14 protein-coding genes are annotated in these 15907 nt (G+C 69.2%); 1 reads left to right on the top strand and 13 read right to left on the bottom strand.

All coding sequences use genetic code 11. The features are described from left to right. Positions 1-239 precede the first annotated feature (239 nt). The gene (locus RIN43_RS10790; protein WP_309128920.1) at positions 240-1211 is read right to left on the bottom strand and encodes a helix-turn-helix domain-containing protein; all 972 of its coding nucleotides are present in this window, start codon (positions 1209-1211) and stop codon (positions 240-242) included. 171 nt (positions 1212-1382) lie between these two features. Between RIN43_RS10790 and RIN43_RS10785 the strand changes: the two genes are divergently transcribed. Next, positions 1383-1799 (top strand): hypothetical protein, encoded by a 417-nt coding sequence (locus tag RIN43_RS10785; protein WP_309128919.1) that lies wholly within the window; start codon positions 1383-1385, stop codon positions 1797-1799. A gap of 53 nt (positions 1800-1852) precedes the next feature. Here RIN43_RS10785 and RIN43_RS10780 read toward each other — a convergent pair whose 3' ends face one another. The 12 genes from RIN43_RS10780 to RIN43_RS10725 form a co-directional block, all read right to left on the bottom strand. Beyond that, positions 1853-3016: an acyl-CoA dehydrogenase family protein gene (locus RIN43_RS10780; protein ID WP_309128918.1), complete on the bottom strand. Its 1164-nt coding sequence runs from the start codon at positions 3014-3016 to the stop codon at positions 1853-1855. A gap of 139 nt (positions 3017-3155) precedes the next feature. Then, the gene (locus tag RIN43_RS10775) at positions 3156-4082 is read right to left on the bottom strand and encodes a M15 family metallopeptidase (protein ID WP_309128917.1); all 927 of its coding nucleotides are present in this window, start codon (positions 4080-4082) and stop codon (positions 3156-3158) included. 60 nt (positions 4083-4142) lie between these two features. Beyond that, complete coding sequence (locus RIN43_RS10770) at positions 4143-4994, bottom strand: aldolase/citrate lyase family protein (protein ID WP_309128916.1); 852 nt, start codon at positions 4992-4994, stop codon at positions 4143-4145. Then, positions 4991-6181: a CoA transferase gene (locus tag RIN43_RS10765; RefSeq protein ID WP_309128915.1), complete on the bottom strand. Its 1191-nt coding sequence runs from the start codon at positions 6179-6181 to the stop codon at positions 4991-4993. The genes RIN43_RS10770 and RIN43_RS10765 overlap by 4 nt, the downstream gene beginning before the upstream one ends. Continuing rightward, positions 6178-8136 carry an SUMF1/EgtB/PvdO family nonheme iron enzyme gene (locus RIN43_RS10760; RefSeq protein WP_309128914.1) on the bottom strand — a complete coding sequence of 653 codons (1959 nt, stop codon included), beginning with the start codon at positions 8134-8136 and terminating at the stop codon, positions 6178-6180. The genes RIN43_RS10765 and RIN43_RS10760 overlap by 4 nt, the downstream gene beginning before the upstream one ends. Before the next feature lie 4 nt (positions 8137-8140). Continuing rightward, complete coding sequence (locus tag RIN43_RS10755) at positions 8141-9070, bottom strand: ribokinase (protein ID WP_309128913.1); 930 nt, start codon at positions 9068-9070, stop codon at positions 8141-8143. Next, a complete protein-coding gene (locus RIN43_RS10750; RefSeq protein WP_309128912.1) occupies positions 9067-10431 on the bottom strand; it encodes an ADP-ribosylglycohydrolase family protein in 1365 nt (454 codons plus the stop codon). Before RIN43_RS10750 ends, RIN43_RS10755 begins: the two co-directional genes overlap by 4 nt. Next, the gene (locus tag RIN43_RS10745; RefSeq protein WP_309128911.1) at positions 10428-11597 is read right to left on the bottom strand and encodes an ADP-ribosylglycohydrolase family protein; all 1170 of its coding nucleotides are present in this window, start codon (positions 11595-11597) and stop codon (positions 10428-10430) included. Before RIN43_RS10745 ends, RIN43_RS10750 begins: the two co-directional genes overlap by 4 nt. Positions 11598-11666: 69 nt before the next feature. Then, positions 11667-12962 carry a sugar ABC transporter substrate-binding protein gene (locus RIN43_RS10740; protein ID WP_309128910.1) on the bottom strand — a complete coding sequence of 432 codons (1296 nt, stop codon included), beginning with the start codon at positions 12960-12962 and terminating at the stop codon, positions 11667-11669. Between the two features lie 64 nt (positions 12963-13026). Continuing rightward, positions 13027-13866 carry a carbohydrate ABC transporter permease gene (locus tag RIN43_RS10735; RefSeq protein WP_309128909.1) on the bottom strand — a complete coding sequence of 280 codons (840 nt, stop codon included), beginning with the start codon at positions 13864-13866 and terminating at the stop codon, positions 13027-13029. Next, positions 13863-14810, bottom strand: a complete 948-nt coding sequence (locus RIN43_RS10730; RefSeq protein ID WP_309128908.1) for a sugar ABC transporter permease — start codon at positions 14808-14810, stop codon at positions 13863-13865. The genes RIN43_RS10735 and RIN43_RS10730 overlap by 4 nt, the downstream gene beginning before the upstream one ends. Next, positions 14807-15850: a LacI family DNA-binding transcriptional regulator gene (locus RIN43_RS10725; RefSeq protein WP_309128907.1), complete on the bottom strand. Its 1044-nt coding sequence runs from the start codon at positions 15848-15850 to the stop codon at positions 14807-14809. The genes RIN43_RS10730 and RIN43_RS10725 overlap by 4 nt, the downstream gene beginning before the upstream one ends. Between the last annotated feature and the right edge of the window lie 57 nt (positions 15851-15907).

Below are 15907 nucleotides of genomic sequence, written 5' to 3'. Positions count from 1 at the left end.
GAGCAGAGCTCGGTCCCGTCGATGCTGTCGAGCCGCCGTCTTCCAGAATCGTCGCACGAGTTCTCTCCCCCACTCAGGACTAAAACACTCAGAACCATTCGTAATCGAGTCTGAGAAACCCGTGTGAGGATTTCACCCCGCTTTCACCCTGCGATCGGGACGGCACGGCACGGCAGACGAGGACACACCGGCGAGCGGCTCGGCAGCCCCGGCCGACAGCGCAGTGCGGAATCGCGCTCTCACCCCGAAGCGGCGGGCGCTGAGCTGCGCCTGCGCTCGCTGGGGGTGATCCCGAATCGCAGCCGGAACGCGCGGGCGAAGTATCCCGCGTCATGGAACCCGCACTGCATCGCGACGTCGGCGATGCTGCCGTCCCACGGCGCCTGAGCGAGCGCGATCCACGCATGATCAAGCCTGCGGCTCAGCAGCCAGCGCCCGAAGCTCGTCCGGTTCTCTGCGAAGAGCTTCGTGAGGTAACTGGGTGAGATGGCGACGCGCCTGGCCACGTGCCTCAAGGTGAGTTCCGTGTCGCCGTAGTGCGACTCGATGTCCTCCAATACTGCGCGGAACAGCGCCGTGCGGCGGTCAGCCGGCACCGGCATGCTCGCTTCGAGCGCGGCTGCGAGCAGCCCGACCACGTGGACGGCCACGGAGCCGGCCGCCCGGCCGCGGATCGGAGCGGCATGCAGCGCGAGTCCGGCGAACGCCGCGGCGGCGATCGCTCCGATACCGCGGTCACCGGGAACCGCGAGGGCGGTGGCGCACCGGGCATCGACGAGCGACGGATCGAGCACTGCCTTGGGGATCGTCAGCGAGATCTGCTCGAAGTCGCCCGCGTAATCGAGCTCGAACGGCCGATCACCGTCGACGACGGCGAAGTCGCCAGGACGCAGGTGAGCTGTGCGTCCGTCCTGGTGCACCGTGGTCGGACTGTCGAGCACGAAGTTGAGAAAGTACACGCCGCAGGGGGCGGAAGAGATCTGCGGCGCGGTGCGACGCACCTGCTGCGAGCCCGAGCGCAACCACGCGACGCCGATGTCTCCCACACCGCGCACATGACAGTCGGCTGCGAAGCCGCTCTCCGCGTCGGCGACGCCGCTGTCCAGTTCGACAGGCGCGAACGCATCAGCGACGATCGCCCGCCACGCATCGAACTGCTGCTCCTCACGGTACCCGGCTGTCGTGTACGAGCGGTCGGCTGCCCCCAGCATGCGCACATCTTACGCCCGGCATCGCAGCGACTGTGTGCGCTCGTACACGACGAGTGCGCGTGAGTCCTATGAAGCGGGCCGCGAAGCCAGGATGCTGGCCCACGGCGGGATCTCCGCCGTATGACACCGGAAAGTGCCCGGGGCGCAGCCCGGGAGAATGGGGACAGGTTCATGACTCGCAGGTCCATAACGACGGCCGCAGCCGCGGCCGTGCTATCGGCGGGACTCGTGTTCGCCGGCTCGGGAGCGGCGTTCGCTCACGAGTGCTACATCGTCAAACGCTCCGCACAGGGCACGGCGGGCGCTTCACACTCGGGCAACTGGTTTCATCTGACGCTCACCGACCTCTTCGCTGAGGCGCCGGAGATGCTGGGGGCACCGGCGCTCTCCGAGGCGCAGATGCAGTGGGCGCTCTCCGAGGCGCAGGCGAAGGGCCTGCCCGACAGCTTCGCGATCTTCGGAAAGTTCACGATCCCGAAGGGCAATGTCCCTGACAGGCTGATCACCGACGCCAAGGGCGTCGACAGCTTCTTCGCCTCGTACATGGATCAGCTCATCGCGATCTACATGGAGGCGCTCACACGGTAGGCAGGGGGACGCAGGAACGGCCGCCCGGGTGCACCCGGGCGGCCGTTCACGTGTCAGCGCTTGCCTGCGATCTGACGGCCGACCAGATCACGCATGATCTCGTTGGTGCCGCCGTAGATGCGGTGCACGCGGGCGTCGGTGAACGCGCGCGCGATCGGGTACTCCATGATGTAGCCGTAGCCGCCGTGCAGCTGCACTCCGGTGTCGAGCACCTCCCACTCGCGCTCGGTCGCCCAGAACTTCACCTTCGCCGCATCCTCGGCCGATAGCCTCCCGTCCTTGTATGCGAGCAGCGCACGGTCGATGTAGGCCCACATGGCCTCGGTCGTGGTGACCATGTCGGCCAGGCGGAACCGGGTGTTCTGGAAGTCCGCGATCCGCTCGCCGAACGCCTCGCGCTCCTTGGTGTACGAGATGGTCCAGTCGACGGCCGCCTGTGCCGCGGCGGCGGCGGCGACGCCGATCGAGAGCCGCTCCAGGGGCAGGTTCATCATCAGTTGGATGAAGCCCTGACCCTCCTTGCCGCTGATGAGGTTCTCGTCGGGGACGAACACATCGGAGAAGCTGAGTTCGGCGGTGTCCCAGCCGTGGAAGCCCATCTTGTTCAGCTTCTTGCCCTGGTCGAAGCCCTCCATGCCCTTCTCGATGAGGAGCAGGCTGAAGGCGTCGGGCCGGTTGCCCTCACCGGTCTTGACGAAGGTCACCACCACGTCGGCGGTGGTGCCGGAGGAGATGAAGGTCTTCGCGCCGTTGACGATGTATCCGCCGTCGACCTTCTTCGCATTGGTCTTGATGCCGCGGAGGTCGGATCCGGCACCGGGGTCGGTCATCGCGAGTGCGCCGAGCACCTCGCCGCTGGCCATGCGGGGCAGCCACTTCGCCTTCTGCTCCTGCGTGCCCATGTGCACCAGGTAGGGCACCGCCAGGTCGTCCTGGATGCCGAAGGCGCCGGCGAGCGAGCCTGCACCGGCGGCGATGACCTCCTCCATGACGATCGTGCGGAAGCGGTAGTCCTGCAACATCCCGGCGCCGCCGAACTCCTCGGGGACCGAAAGTCCGATCAGGCCGGCCTCGCCGGCCGCGAGCATCGTCTCACGATCGATCTCCCCTGCGGCATCCCACTTCTCGATGGCCTCGTTCGTGACGTGGCGCTTGACGAAGTCCTTGACCAGGTCGCGGAAGGCTTCGTGGTCCTCTTCGTAGATGTCGCGTTCCATGGCATCCTCCGATGTGTCTCGTGCGTCTTCGCACTCGGGATTCTACGTATGCCGCGTACGGCGAGACAGCGCGTTGTGGGAATGCGTTCCACGATCGATGAGACCGCGTTTCCTCTTTGTGGGATGCCGCAGGCGCGCCTCAGAAGTCGTAATCGGATGCCGCCGGCAGCGCGAAGAACTCCTCGAGAGTGCGGAAGTCGCCGTCGTGGTAAGCGGCCGCCAGGTCGGTGCCGATGTAACGAAGGTGCCAGGGCTCGGGCAGGTAGCCGGTCGTGCCCGTCTCGCCGTGCTCGTACCGGACGATGAATCCGTACTCCCAGGCGTGCTCGGCGACCCACCGCCCCTGCGCCGTGTCTCCGAAGGCGCCGATGCCCGTGCACCCCGAGTCGCAGGCGACCACGTCGATGGCGAACCCGGTCTGGTGTTCGCTGAAACCAGGACGCGCCGATCCGGCATCCGCCCTCTCCTGACCCTGGCTGCGGACATGCGACGAGTACGTGAGCTGCTGCACACCGAAGGAGCGGTAGCCGTTGTTGATGCCGATCACGCCGACACCGGCGTCGCGAGCCGCCGCCGCCATGCGCGCCAGCGCCTCCGCCGCCTCGGGCCGCAGACGGTTCGAGGGTGTGGTCGACTGCAGGGATACGCGCGTGAGCGCGCCCGGCTCGAAGGTCTCCGGCCGCAGTGGCCGCTGCTTGTTGATGACCACCCAGCTGCGGTTCGGGTCCTGCAGCGAGATGCACGGCGCGTTACCGGCCGTGACCGCTGCGCGGAACTCCTCGCCGCCGCCGAACGCCGCCACAGCGGCCGCGTCGTCACCCGCGGCCAGGGCGTCTCGCACCTCGGCCTCGCCACACGGGTCGGCGGCTCGCTCTCCGGTGGCCTGCACGACAGGCAGGGTCATCGCCGCGGCGGGAGCGGGCAGCTCGGTATACGCAGAGGATGTCGCAAACACGTCGCCGAGCGTCGCCAATGACGCGACAGCGGTGAACAGCACGCCGATCGGCAGGGCGACCTTGACGGCGAGCGGTGCACGCGACGCATGGCGGGAATGCGTGGCGCTCATGGTCCCATTGTCCCTCACGCAGGAGAGCCCCTGGAATGGCGAGTGGTGCGCGCGGCGACCCTACGCGCGGTGCGCCGCGGCGATGATCCGCTCGGCTGCGCGTACCATCGCGACATCGATGAAAGTCCCGTCCTCGAGGACGAAGGCGCCGTTGCCCTCTGCAGCGGCGGCTTCGACCCGCTCGAGGATGCGCTGCGCGCGCTCGACGGCGGTCGCATCCGGGGTGAACACCCGCCGGATGACCTCGATCTGCCGCGGGTGCAGCGCGGTGCGCCCGGCATATCCCAGCGCCCTGCCCTCCCGGCAGCTCCGTTCCAGCCCGTCGAGGTCGGCGACATCGGCCCACACCGCCATGAGGGGAGAGGGCAGCCCGGCGGCCGCCGCCGCGTTCACCACCCGGGCCCGCGAGTACGCCAGCCCGGGCTCGCCGGCGGCGCCGGCGGGGACGCCCAGTTCCGAGCGGAGATCCGCCTCCCCCGACGCGATCGTCGCCACCCCCGAGGAGGCGATCTCGAAGGCCCGTTCCACGGCGAGCGCCGTCTCGAGCAGCGCATGCACCCCGCGTCCTGGTGCCGCTGCCAGAACGGCGCGCACGTCGTCGGCCGACTGCGTCTTGGGAAGCCGGATGCCGAACTCGGTCGGGAGCGCCGCAACCGCCGCCACGTCGTCGGCGTGCCAGCGGGACCCGATCGCATTCACCCGCACCTGCACCGCGACACGCTCTCGTCCACCGGTGCGCCATTCGTCGGCGAAGGCCGCCAGCATCGCTCGAGCCTCCTCTTTGCGTGACGCCGTCACGGCGTCTTCGAGGTCGACGATGACCGCATCGGCACCCGCATCGAGCGCCTTGCCGAACCGATCAGGGCGGTCCGCCGGCGCGTACAGCGCCACCATGGCGAGACGATCGCTCATGCCACTGATCCCTCCGCTCGCAGCCGCGTGATGTCGTCATGCCCGAAGCCGAGCTCGGTGAGAACATCGTCGGTGTCGGCCCCGTGCGCGCGCCCGGTGAAGGCGATCGTCGAATCCTCGCGGGAGAGGCGGAACAGCGGTCCCTGCATCGCGATGTCGCCCAGGTCCTCGTCGTGGATCCGATGGATGGTGCCGAGTGCATTGAACTGCGGGTCTGCGACGATGTCGGCCGGCTCGTACACCGGTGCGACGGCGGCCTGCGCCTCCTCGAACGCGGCGATCACCTCGTCGCGGGAGTGTTCTGCTATCCAGGCTCCGACGGCCTCGTCGATCTCGTCGGCGTGTTCGGCGCGCGAGGAACCGGTGGCGAACCACGGCTCATCCGCCAGATCGGGGCGCCCCACCAGCGTCACGACGCGTTCGGCGATCGAAAGCGCGCTCGCGGAGACGGCCACCCACGATCCGTCTGCGGTGCGATAGGCATTGCGCGGTGAGTTGTTCGCCGAGCGATTGCCGGTACGCGGCTGCGCGGTCTGCAGCTGGTCCCACCGGGTGATCTGCGGGCCGAGCATCGCGAGGATCGGCTCGATGATCGCCACGTCGACGACCTGTCCTTCGCCCGATGCGGCGCGCGAGTGCAGCGCGACCATGATCGCGTACGCCGTCGCGAGCGAGGCTATGCCGTCGGCCAACCCGAACGGCGGCAAAGTGGGCGCCCCGTCCGGTTCGCCTGTCGAAGCCGCGAACCCGCTCATCGCCTCCGCCAGGGTGCCGAAACCGGGGCGGCTGCGATACGGGCCGATCTGCCCGAATCCGGTCACCCGCGCGAGCACGAGGCCCGGGTTCTGCGCCGAGAGCGTCTCATAGCCGAGGCCCCAGCGCTCGAGCGTGCCGGGACGGAAGTTCTCGATCACCACGTCGGCGGTGCGCGCCAGGCGCAGGAACGCGTCGCGGCCTCCTTCGGTGTGCAGGTCGATCGCCACGGTGCGCTTGTTGCGACCGAGGGTCTTCCACCACAGGTTCTGTCCGTCTTTGCTCGGGCCATGACCGCGCGCAGGGTCGGGCCTCGTGGGGTGCTCGACCTTGATCACCTCGGCGCCCATGTCGCCAAGGTGCATGGCCGCCATGGGGCCGGCGAACAGAGTGGATGCGTCCACCACGCGAAGGCCTGTCAGCGGCGTCGTCATTCGGTCTCCTCCCAGCACACTCGGAAGCCGATGGATGGCGAGGCATCCATCCCGCGCCCTGGCAGCAGGAACTTCAGGGCGAACTCGGGCCCGCGCACGCCGCCGTCCACGTACCAGTCCGATCCCACGCTCTCATGGGCGCTGCCGCCCTTGAGCATCACGAAGCGGGTTCGTCCGTCGGAATGCTCCGACTCGGTCCAGTTCCATACCTCGGGGGCGCGCCTGCGGAAGCCGGGCTGCACGGCGGCGAGCTGCCACTCGTCCTCGCTCGGCAGCCGCCCGCCCACCCACGCCGCGTACTCGCGAGCGCGCGCGAGGGTGACGCGGGTCGCCGGCGTCTCGGGGTCGCGGGATGCCGCCTGCTCGCCGATCGCGTCGAGATAGAGTGCGTAGTCGGCTTCACTGACCTCGGCGGCGGCGACGCGCACGGCTCGGGAGATGTCCACCACGCGCTCGAGCGTCCGCTGATCGTGCAGGCGGGGAGGGAGGGGCTTCCACTCGTCGACGTACGGCGCACCCTCGTACATGCCGGTCTCCCGGGCGCGGTAGCGCACCGTGAGCACGTGCTCGCCGGACGGGACGGTGACAGTGCGCTCGGCGGCGCGGGCGCGGATGACCTCGTCGGCGAGCGGCGAGCGGGCGTCGACTCGCGGCGCGAGCCGGCGAGCGCGCCGGTGCGGGAAGGATGCGTCCCTCACCGGCGTCTCCGCGGCCAGCGCCGCCCGCACAGCATCCAGCTCGGCGGGTTCCGTGCCGGTGACCCGCATGGCCGCGGCGATTCCGCGGGCGGGCACGGTGACGGTGCCCGTACTGTCGCCGGCGTGCAGCGGCTGCCAGCCTGCACCCTCCGGCTGGTACGCGACGTCGACGTCGGAGGTGTTGGCCAGCAGGAGCAGAGTGGATCCGTCGTGCGTGAAGGTCGAGCCGAACACCGGCGCCTCATGCACCGCGAGCGGGATCCACTCTCCTTCGACGAGCCACGTGTGCAGGCCGCGCTGCACGGGCAGCATCCGGCGCAGCGTCGCGGAGTCGCGGTCGTTCCAGCCGACCCACACTCCGAAGACGACCTCCCACACCATCATGCCGACGCCGTTGAGCCAGGCGGAGCGCAGCTCTTCGGAGTGGTCGCGGTGCCAGCGGCGGATGTGGTGCTGCATGTGTCGACGCTCGAACCAGTGCGCACGCAGCACCCCTGGCACCTCGGACTCGGCGAACCACTGCGCCCAAGAGAGCGCGTGATCGGCGATGCGCTCGGTCGCCAGCTTCGACTCGCCTTCCAGCCCGATGCCCGGCCGCGCGGCGTCCAGAGCCGCGACCATCTCGGGGTCGGCCTTCTTGAGCGTGTCGAGGAAGATCCCGTCTGCACCGAGCCGGCGCACCGTGGCTGCCAGCTCGGTCGCGTCATCCCCTGCACGTCGTGTGCCCGTGTCCCACGGGTTGTAGTCGATGAAGACCGCGACGCCCGTCTCCCGCAACGCTGCGGCCGCCTCCACCAGGCCGGGGACCTCGTAGAAATCCCACTGGTTGCGGTCGTCGATACCGATGATCGGGTAAGCGTGCCACAGCACGATGCCGTCGAGCCCGCCGAAGCGCTCTCGTGCATCGGCGAGGAACCGCTCGGGCGTGAATCGCTGCGCATCGAAGTCGAAGAACAGCTCGTCCCAGAGCCACACCTGAGCGACCGTGAAGCACCGGGCGGCCCACGACGACGCCGGCTCGTCGTAACGACGGGGGACGCCGTGCCTGGCACGTGCCCCTTCGCGCCACGACACCAGCTGTGCCCGCCAGTCGCCCAGCTGCGCCGGGTCGGACGGGGCGGCGAAGATCTTGCCGTCGTCCATCGTCAGGGCGGCCTCGCCGGAGGTGACATCGATGAGAGCACCGTCCGAGCGCAGCGGCACGTCTGTCGGTAGGTCCAGCTCTCGCGGACGGAGGGGATCGAATCCGCTGCTCATGTCGTCACTCGCTCTCTTCGCGCAGTCGTGCCACCTCGGTGGCGTGAGGGACGGCGTCCTGTGCGCCCGGACGCGTCACGGAGATCGCGGATGCGGCGGCTCCCCAGCGTGCGGCATCGGCGAGGAGGTCGGCATGCACGTCCTCGGGACGAGTGCCGGACATCGCGAGACGAGCGGCGAACACGCCGCAGAACGTGTCACCGGCGCCCGTCGTGTCCACGGCGTGCACAGCGTGAGCGGGAACCGCGACCGTCTCGCCTCCGACGACGGCGAGAGAGCCCTGCCGTCCCAGCGTCACGACGAGCGCGCGCACCCGCTGCGACAGGGCTGACACCGCCGCGACGCGGTCGGAGACCCCGGCGATCTCCAGCGCCTCGTGCTCGTTCACGATGAGCACGTCGATGCCGGGCAAGAGGTCGTCAGCGGCGAGCACGAATGGTCCGGACGGCGCGGCGTTGTGCACGTGCCATGCCCCATCGGGGCGAGCCGCCGCGGCATCCTGTACCAGCGAGACGGGCACTTCGAGTTGGGTGAGCAGCACCCGCGACCTCTCGACGACGGCCCGTTGCGCATCGGTCAGCCGCGCAAGCGCGGCGTTGGCACCCGGCACCACGACAACGGTGTTCTCGGCGATCTCGTCGACCGCGATCAGCGCCGTGCCGCTCGGACCGGCCAGCTCGGCGAGGCCGGACACGTCGATGCCGTCTCGCTCCAGAGACGCGCGCAGGATCGCTCCATCGGCATCCGTTCCGACAGCGCCGACGAAGGCGACGTCGGCGCCTCCCGCCCGGCGAGCAGCCACAGCCTGGTTCGCGCCCTTCCCCCCGCCGGAGCGTGACAGCGAGCTTCCCAGAACGGTCTCACCCGGACCGGGGATCCGGTCCACGCGGGCGACGACGTCCTGATTGACGCTGCCGACGGTCACGACGGTCATGGCGTCGGCTCCGACAGGCGCAGGGTGCGCTCGGCAAGCTCCCGGATGGAGCGTTCAGCACCACCGGGCATCGACGTGGCGATGCTGTCACGCAGCGGTGCCGTCCATGCCGCGTCGATCGCATCTGCGCCGATGAGGCCGCCCACGACCGAGCCGACCGTCGCTCCCACCGAGTCGGTGTCCCATCCGCCGGCGACCGCGAGCGCGATGGCCGACCCGAACTCCGTGCCGTGCGCCTGCACCGCGCAGGCGATGAGCGCGGCATTGTTGAGCGTGTGCACCCAGTGCATCCCCGAGAACTCCGTGTGCAGTGCGTCCAGCGCCTCGTCGGTCGAGAGCGTGCCCGCGCCGAGAGCGCGACCGGTGTCACGCCCCAGCCGCAGTGCCGCCGCAAGACGGGACTCCGGTGGGACCACCGCGTCGGCGGCGTCCAGAACCTCATCAGGAGCTGCCGCCACGACGGATGCCGAGCACAGCGCGGCGACCCACATCTCGCCGTAGATGCCGTTGCGCGTGTGACTGAGGCGCGCGTCGACCCAGGCCGACCTCGCCGCGGCCCTGACGTCTCCCGGGTGGGCCCAACCGTGCACGTCGGCGCGGATGAGCGCGCCGATCCACTCGCGGAACGGGTTGAGATGCGTTGCCGTCTCGGGCACGGGGCGGGCGTCGAGGATGTTCCGGTACGCGGCCCGCTCGGCGGTGAACACGCGACCGGCGGGCAGCGAGGCGAGCCAGGCCTGCGCGACATCATCGGTGGTGAGTTCGGCGCCGTGCTGCTCGAGCAGGTCGAGAGCGAGGATGGGGAAGTTCAGGTCGTCGTCCTCGGGCATGCCGTCGATGTTCTCGATGAGGGACGTGGGCGCCGACCGGCGGTTCCAGGGCCATCGCCGACCGATCTCCTCCGGCAGGCCCCGCGCGGTGAAATAGGTGCGGATGGGCCAGTTGCCCGTGGCGCGGGCGATCTGCTCGATGCCCTCGCGCGGGATCTTCTCCACCGGCTTTCCGAGCAGGCATCCGGCCGCCCGGCCGGCCCAGGCGCCGTGAAGACGGTCGAAACCGGTCTGCGCGCGCAGCGCGGGAGCGTCGGGCAGAAGCGCCTCGATCTCGCTCCACTCGTCGGGTTCAGCGGTGCTCGGCTGCTGCAGGAGCTGCAGCTCTTCGAGCAGCCCGCGCGCCAGCGCCCGCAGTTCCGGGCTCGCCGCTTCGGCGCTGGCGCCCGACGGCGCGAGAACGATCGAGCCGCCCGCGTCGGCCCAGCGCTGCTCCACCGCGGCGAGCACGGAACCATCGACACCCTGCTCCCGAAGCGCCGCGATCTCGGCCGGCACGAGGTCTTCGGGCTGAGCCCAGGTCAGTCTCACGCTGCGGCCTCCAGGCCGAGCATCTCACGCAGGCTCGCGGCACGGCGCGCCGCCTGCTCCGCATCCGCCCTGGCGATGTCGCGCACGACCTCGGTCATCGCTGCGATGACGGAGTCGAGGTCGAGCCGGCTGGCGGTGGTGACGTCGTGCACCCAGTCGGCGGGGATGACATCGAGTCCGCCGAGTCCGCCGCAGATGGCTCCGGCCATCGTCGCGATCGAGTCGGAGTCACGGCCGTAGTTGACGGCGTCGAGGATCGCGGCGCGGGCGTCTCCGTCGTGGGCGAGGACGAACCCGAGGGCGACGGGGAGCTCTTCGATCGACTTGGTGCGAGAGGGAAGGCGAGCGTCCATCGCGGGAGCCCGGTACTGATCGCCGACCGTGTCGTACGGGGCGACGGCGGCGCGGATGGTCCGGCCGAGCTCACGCGGATCGTCGGAGCCGCCGGCGGCGCGGAAGTCGTCGACGGCGGCGAAGACGGCGGCGATCGCGGCGGCGGTGCCGTCGTGCGCCAGCTCGGTGACCGCGGCGCGTACATCGGCGACGGTGGCGCCCGGTGCGGCTGCGGCGGCGACCGCGGCCGCGAACACTCCCGCCGCCTCTCGGCCGTACGAGGACTGATGCGCGCCGGCCAGGTCGATCGCCTCGGCGTAAGCGCCGCGCGGATCGCCGATGTGCACGAGTCCGACGGGGGCCATGTACATCGTCGCGCCGCAGTTGACGACGTTGCCGACGCCGGCCTCGCGCGGATCGGCATGACCGTAGTGCAGCTTGGCGACGATCCACTTCTCCGCGAGGAAGACGCGCTGCAGGATGAGCGCCTCGTCTTCGAGCTCGGGGATCCACCGCCGCTCGCCGATCATCAGCGGCACCAGGTCGCCGGCGATGTCGAACGCGTCGAGGTGGCGGCGACGCTTGCCGTAGACCTCGATGAGCGCGTGCGTCATGAGGGTGTCGTCGGTGACGTGCCCGTCGCCCTTGTGATAGGGGGCGATCGGACGAGCCGTGCGCCAGTCGGCGAGGAAGGGACCGACGATCCCCTCGACCCTGCCGCCGTGGCGCTCCTCGATCTGCTCGGGGGTCCACCCCTCCGTCGCTCCGCCGAGCGCATCGCCCACGGCAGCTCCCGCAAGCACTCCGGCCACTCGGCCCTGCAACGCGTCCATTCCGCTCCTCGTCTCGTGTGTCATGTCTTGGGGAAGCGGAGGCGGGCGGTGCCCGCCTCCGCTCACGGATCAACCCGCGATGTCGGCCCAGCCGTCGGAAAGCTGGGTGGCCAGCTGCTCCTTGGTGATCTTGTCGGCCAGGTACTGCTGGTAGGCCGGCGTCGCGATGGTGTCCTTCCACTCGGTGTACTTGTCCACCTTCAGGAAGGGCGGTCCCTCGAGGCCCTCGCCGGAGGCGAGCACCTGAGTCCACGCGGGGTTGTCGGCGGCGAGCGTCTCGACCGCGGCACGGGCCTCACCGGACGACGGGATGAGGGCGTCCGCGTAGGCGATCTCGGCGAGGTTCTCGGCGTTGAGGAAGTAGTTCAGGAACTCAGCCGACTCCTCCACGTACTCCGAATCGACGTTCACCGAGTACGTCTGCGGGTTCGCTGCCTGGACCGCACCGGCCGAGCCCTCCAGCGGCGGGAGCGCGACCCAGTTGAAGCCCTCGGGCGCATCGTTCGCGATGTTCGTCGCCTGGAAGGAGCCCTGGACGGTCATCGCGACCTTGCCGCCGTAGAACGACGCCAGCACGTCGGAGCCCGACTGGGTCAGCGAGGTCAGGTCGAGCGACTCGTCGGTGTAGGCCATCTCGTGGATGCGCTCGGGCACTGCGAGCTCGGCATCGCCGACCTCGATCGTCGCCTCTTCGCCCTCGCCAGAGAAGTAGCCTCCGTCGAAGCCGAGCGAAAGGCTCATGATCGTCGCGGTCGGCGAGGCCAGGCCCCAGCCGAGACCCTTCCGATCCGCCGTGGTGGTCGCCCTGGCGATCTCCGCCAGCTCTTCCCAGGTCATGGTGTCGCCGGTGGGGATCTCCACCCCGGCCTCCTCGAGCAGGTCCGCGTTGGCGAATGCCATGTACGACTGCAAGGTGGACGGGTAGGCGATGATCTCGTCGCCGACGGTCACGGAGTCCCAGATGCCCTCGGAGATGTCGGACTTCAGCTCGGGATCGATGTACTCGCTGAGATCCGCGAGGTATCCGTCCGCTGCGAACGAGACGATGGAGCTCGCTTCGAAGTGGATGATGTCGGGCGCGGTACCTCCGGTGAACTGTGTGATCAGCTTGTCGTAGGTGCCGTCCCAGCCGGCCTGGATGATCTCGACCTGAACATCGGGGTTCTCGCTGTTCCAGGTGTCGACGATCTCCTTGACCGCCGCCTGGGTGGTGGGCTGGTCCGACAGCGACTGGAACTGGAGCGTGACGGCCTCGCCTTCGCCGTCGCCGGGATCCCGTGACGCGCTTCCCTGTGTGCAGGAGGTCAGCGCAAGTGCTGCGACGCCGGCGAATGCGATGGCGCCGATGCCTCGGATTCTCTTCATGATGATCGCCTTTCTCAGTGATGCGGTGGATCGGGTGGTGCGTGGATCAGGAGGTGCGGGCGAGTCAGCCCTTGACGGCACCGGCGAGCATGCCGCCGGTGAGCTTCTTCTGGAGGATGCCGAAGATGATGAGCGACGGGATCGTCGCGAGCACAGCACCGGCGGCGAGGGGTCCGAGCTGCGTCTGGCCCTCGGCACCGAGGAAGGAGCGCAGTGCGATCGGCAGCGTGTACAGCTCAGGACTCTGCAGCAGCACGAGCGCGAGGAAGAACTCGTTCCATGCGGAGACGAAGGTGAACATCGCCGTCGCGACGAGTCCTGGTGCGAGCAGCGGCAGCACGACGCGCCGCAGGATGGTGAGCCTGTTCGCGCCGTCCATCTCGGCCGCCTCCTCCAGCTCGACGGGGATGGCCGCGACGTAGCCCTGCAGCATCCACAGCGTGAACGGCATCGTGAACGTGACGTACACGAGGATCAGGCCGAGGAGGGTGTCGTTCAGGCTGATCGTCCTCAGCAGCAGGAAGAGCGGGATGATGATCAGGATGCTGGGGAAGACCTGACTGGTGAGGATCCAGATCGTGCCGGCGGCCCTGAGCCTGCCGCGCAGGCGGGCCAGCGCATACGCCATCGGCATCGACAGCAGCACGGTGATGATCATCGTCGCCACCGCGACCAGCAGGGAGTTGCCCGCCGCTGGGATGAGGTTCTGCCGCTCCAATGCCGAGCTGTAGTTCGAGAAGTCCCACTGCGCGGGGATGAGATTCACGGCGAGGGAGTTCAGTTCCTGCGAGGACTTGAACGACGCCGACAGCAGCCACACCAGCGGGAAGCCGAGGAAGGCGAGGAAGAAGGCCAGCGCCGCATACATCAGGGCCGTCGCGTACCAGGGGCGTCTGGTGTTCATGCGCGCGCCCCCTTGTTCTGGCGGAACTGATTGATGAGGTAGAGCGAGAGGATGATCAGGATCGCTACGACCAGCACGTTGCCCATGGCGGAGGCCGCGCCGATCTCCCTGTTGCGGAACGCCTCGAGGTAGGTGAACAGGGGCGGGATCATCGTCTGGCCGCCCGGGCCACCCTCGGTGAGGACGTAGATCAGGCCGAACGAGTTGAACTGCCAGATGAAGTCGAGTGAGGTGACGGCGAAGATCACCGGCCGCAGTGCCGGCAGGGTGACGTGCCAGAAGCGCCGGAAGACGCCGGCACCGTCGACGGCCGCCGCCTCGTGCTGTTCGGCGGAGATCGACTGCATTCCGGCCAGCAGCAGCACAGTCGTCTGCGGGATGCCCGACCACACACCGACCACGATCACGGCGGGCAGCGCCGTGGAGAAGTCGCCGAGCCAGTTCACGCCGGGGATGCCGAGCCATCCGAGGATGCCGTTGAGAGGCCCGGAGTTCGGGTTGTAGATCATCCGCCACACGATGGCGATGACCACCGGGGGCATCGCCCACGGGATGAGCGCCAGCACCCGGGTGACGCCCTTCAGGCGCAGGTTGCTGTTCAGCAGCAGCGCGAGGCACATGGCGCAGACGAGAGTGAGCAGAGCGACGGAGGCGGACCAGATCAGTCCGATGCCGAACGAACCCCAGAACCGCTGGTTGTCGGCCAGGTCGATGTAGTTCTCGAGGCCGTTGAAGCTGATCTCGGCGTTCCGCTTGAGCGTGGCGTCCGTGAAGCCGATCGCCACACCGCTCACCAGCGGGATGACCGAGAAGATGATGATGGGCAGCAGCGCGGGGACGACCAGGGCGATCGCCTCTTTGCGCTGCGCACGCGTGCGGGCGCCGATCTGACGCACCTTCGGCCGTGCGGGGACCGTCGATCGCTTCTGCGTTGCAGTGCTCATCCGGCGGCCCTCTCATCTGCGACAGCCGCCGCCCGAAGTGACGTCGTGTCGCTTCGGGTCGACCCGCGGACGACGAGCTGCGGGGCGACGGCGACTGTGTGAGCGGCGCGATCGGGCTGGGCGATGCGCGCGAGGAGCAGCTCTGCGGCCACGCGGCCGCGCTCGGCCGCACCCATGTCGACGCTGGTCAGCCCCGGGCGCACCACGGAGGCGAGTTCTGTGTTGTCGATGCCGGTGACGGCCAGGTCGCGGGGAACCGACAGCCCGAGGTCCTCGGCGGCGCGGAGTACCCCGATGCCGATCAGATCGTTCGCCGCGATGACGGCCTGAGGTCGGTCATCGCGGTCGAGCAGAGGGATCGCGGCTTCGTAGCCGGCGTTGATGGTGAAGTCAGCCGCGGCGACGCTCTCCGCGCGAACATCGGGATGGGCGGAGAGCGCACCGGCGAACCCGTCGCGCCGGAACGCACCGGGAGTCGTGTCCACCGGGCCGTTGATGAATGCGAGGTGCTGGTGAGAGCACTCGACCAGATGATCGACGATCTGGCGCATCGCGGTCAGCGAGTCCGCTCGTACCGTGTCGAATCCGGCGTCCTCCGGAACGCGGCCGAGCACGACGACGGGCACCCGGACGGCGGCGAGGGCGGTGAGCAGTTCCTCGGTCACGCGCAGCGGAGAGATGATGAGCCCGTCGACGTACCCGCGGCTGAGGTCGCGCACGACATCGGCCGATGACGATGCGTCCCCCGTCGAGGAGAGGATCAGCCGGTACCCGGAGGCGGCGATGACCTGCTGGATGGCGGTCATCATCTCCACGTAGACGGGGTTGCCGATGTCGGCGACGGCGTAGGCGAGCTGGAAGGTGCGACCGCGCTTGAGCGACTGCGCGGTGGCATCGGCGACGTAGCCGAGCTCTTGGGCCGCCTGACGGACCTTCGCGACGGTCTCGGCGCTGGCGATCTGGCCGTTGAGCGCGCGGGAGGCCGACGCGATGGACACACCTGCACGCGCGGCGACCTGCGTGATCGTGGCTCTGGCCATGAGCTCTCCTTCGAGCGCTGTAAACGTTTCCAAGGTCTTGTTGTAAACGTTCTCACA

Origin of the sequence: Microbacterium sp., assembly GCF_031178445.1 — a bacterium.
Classification (GTDB): Bacteria; Actinomycetota; Actinomycetes; order Actinomycetales; family Microbacteriaceae; genus Microbacterium.
Note: the sequence above shows the minus strand (reverse complement) of the source record. Positions and strands in the feature narration are given on the sequence as shown.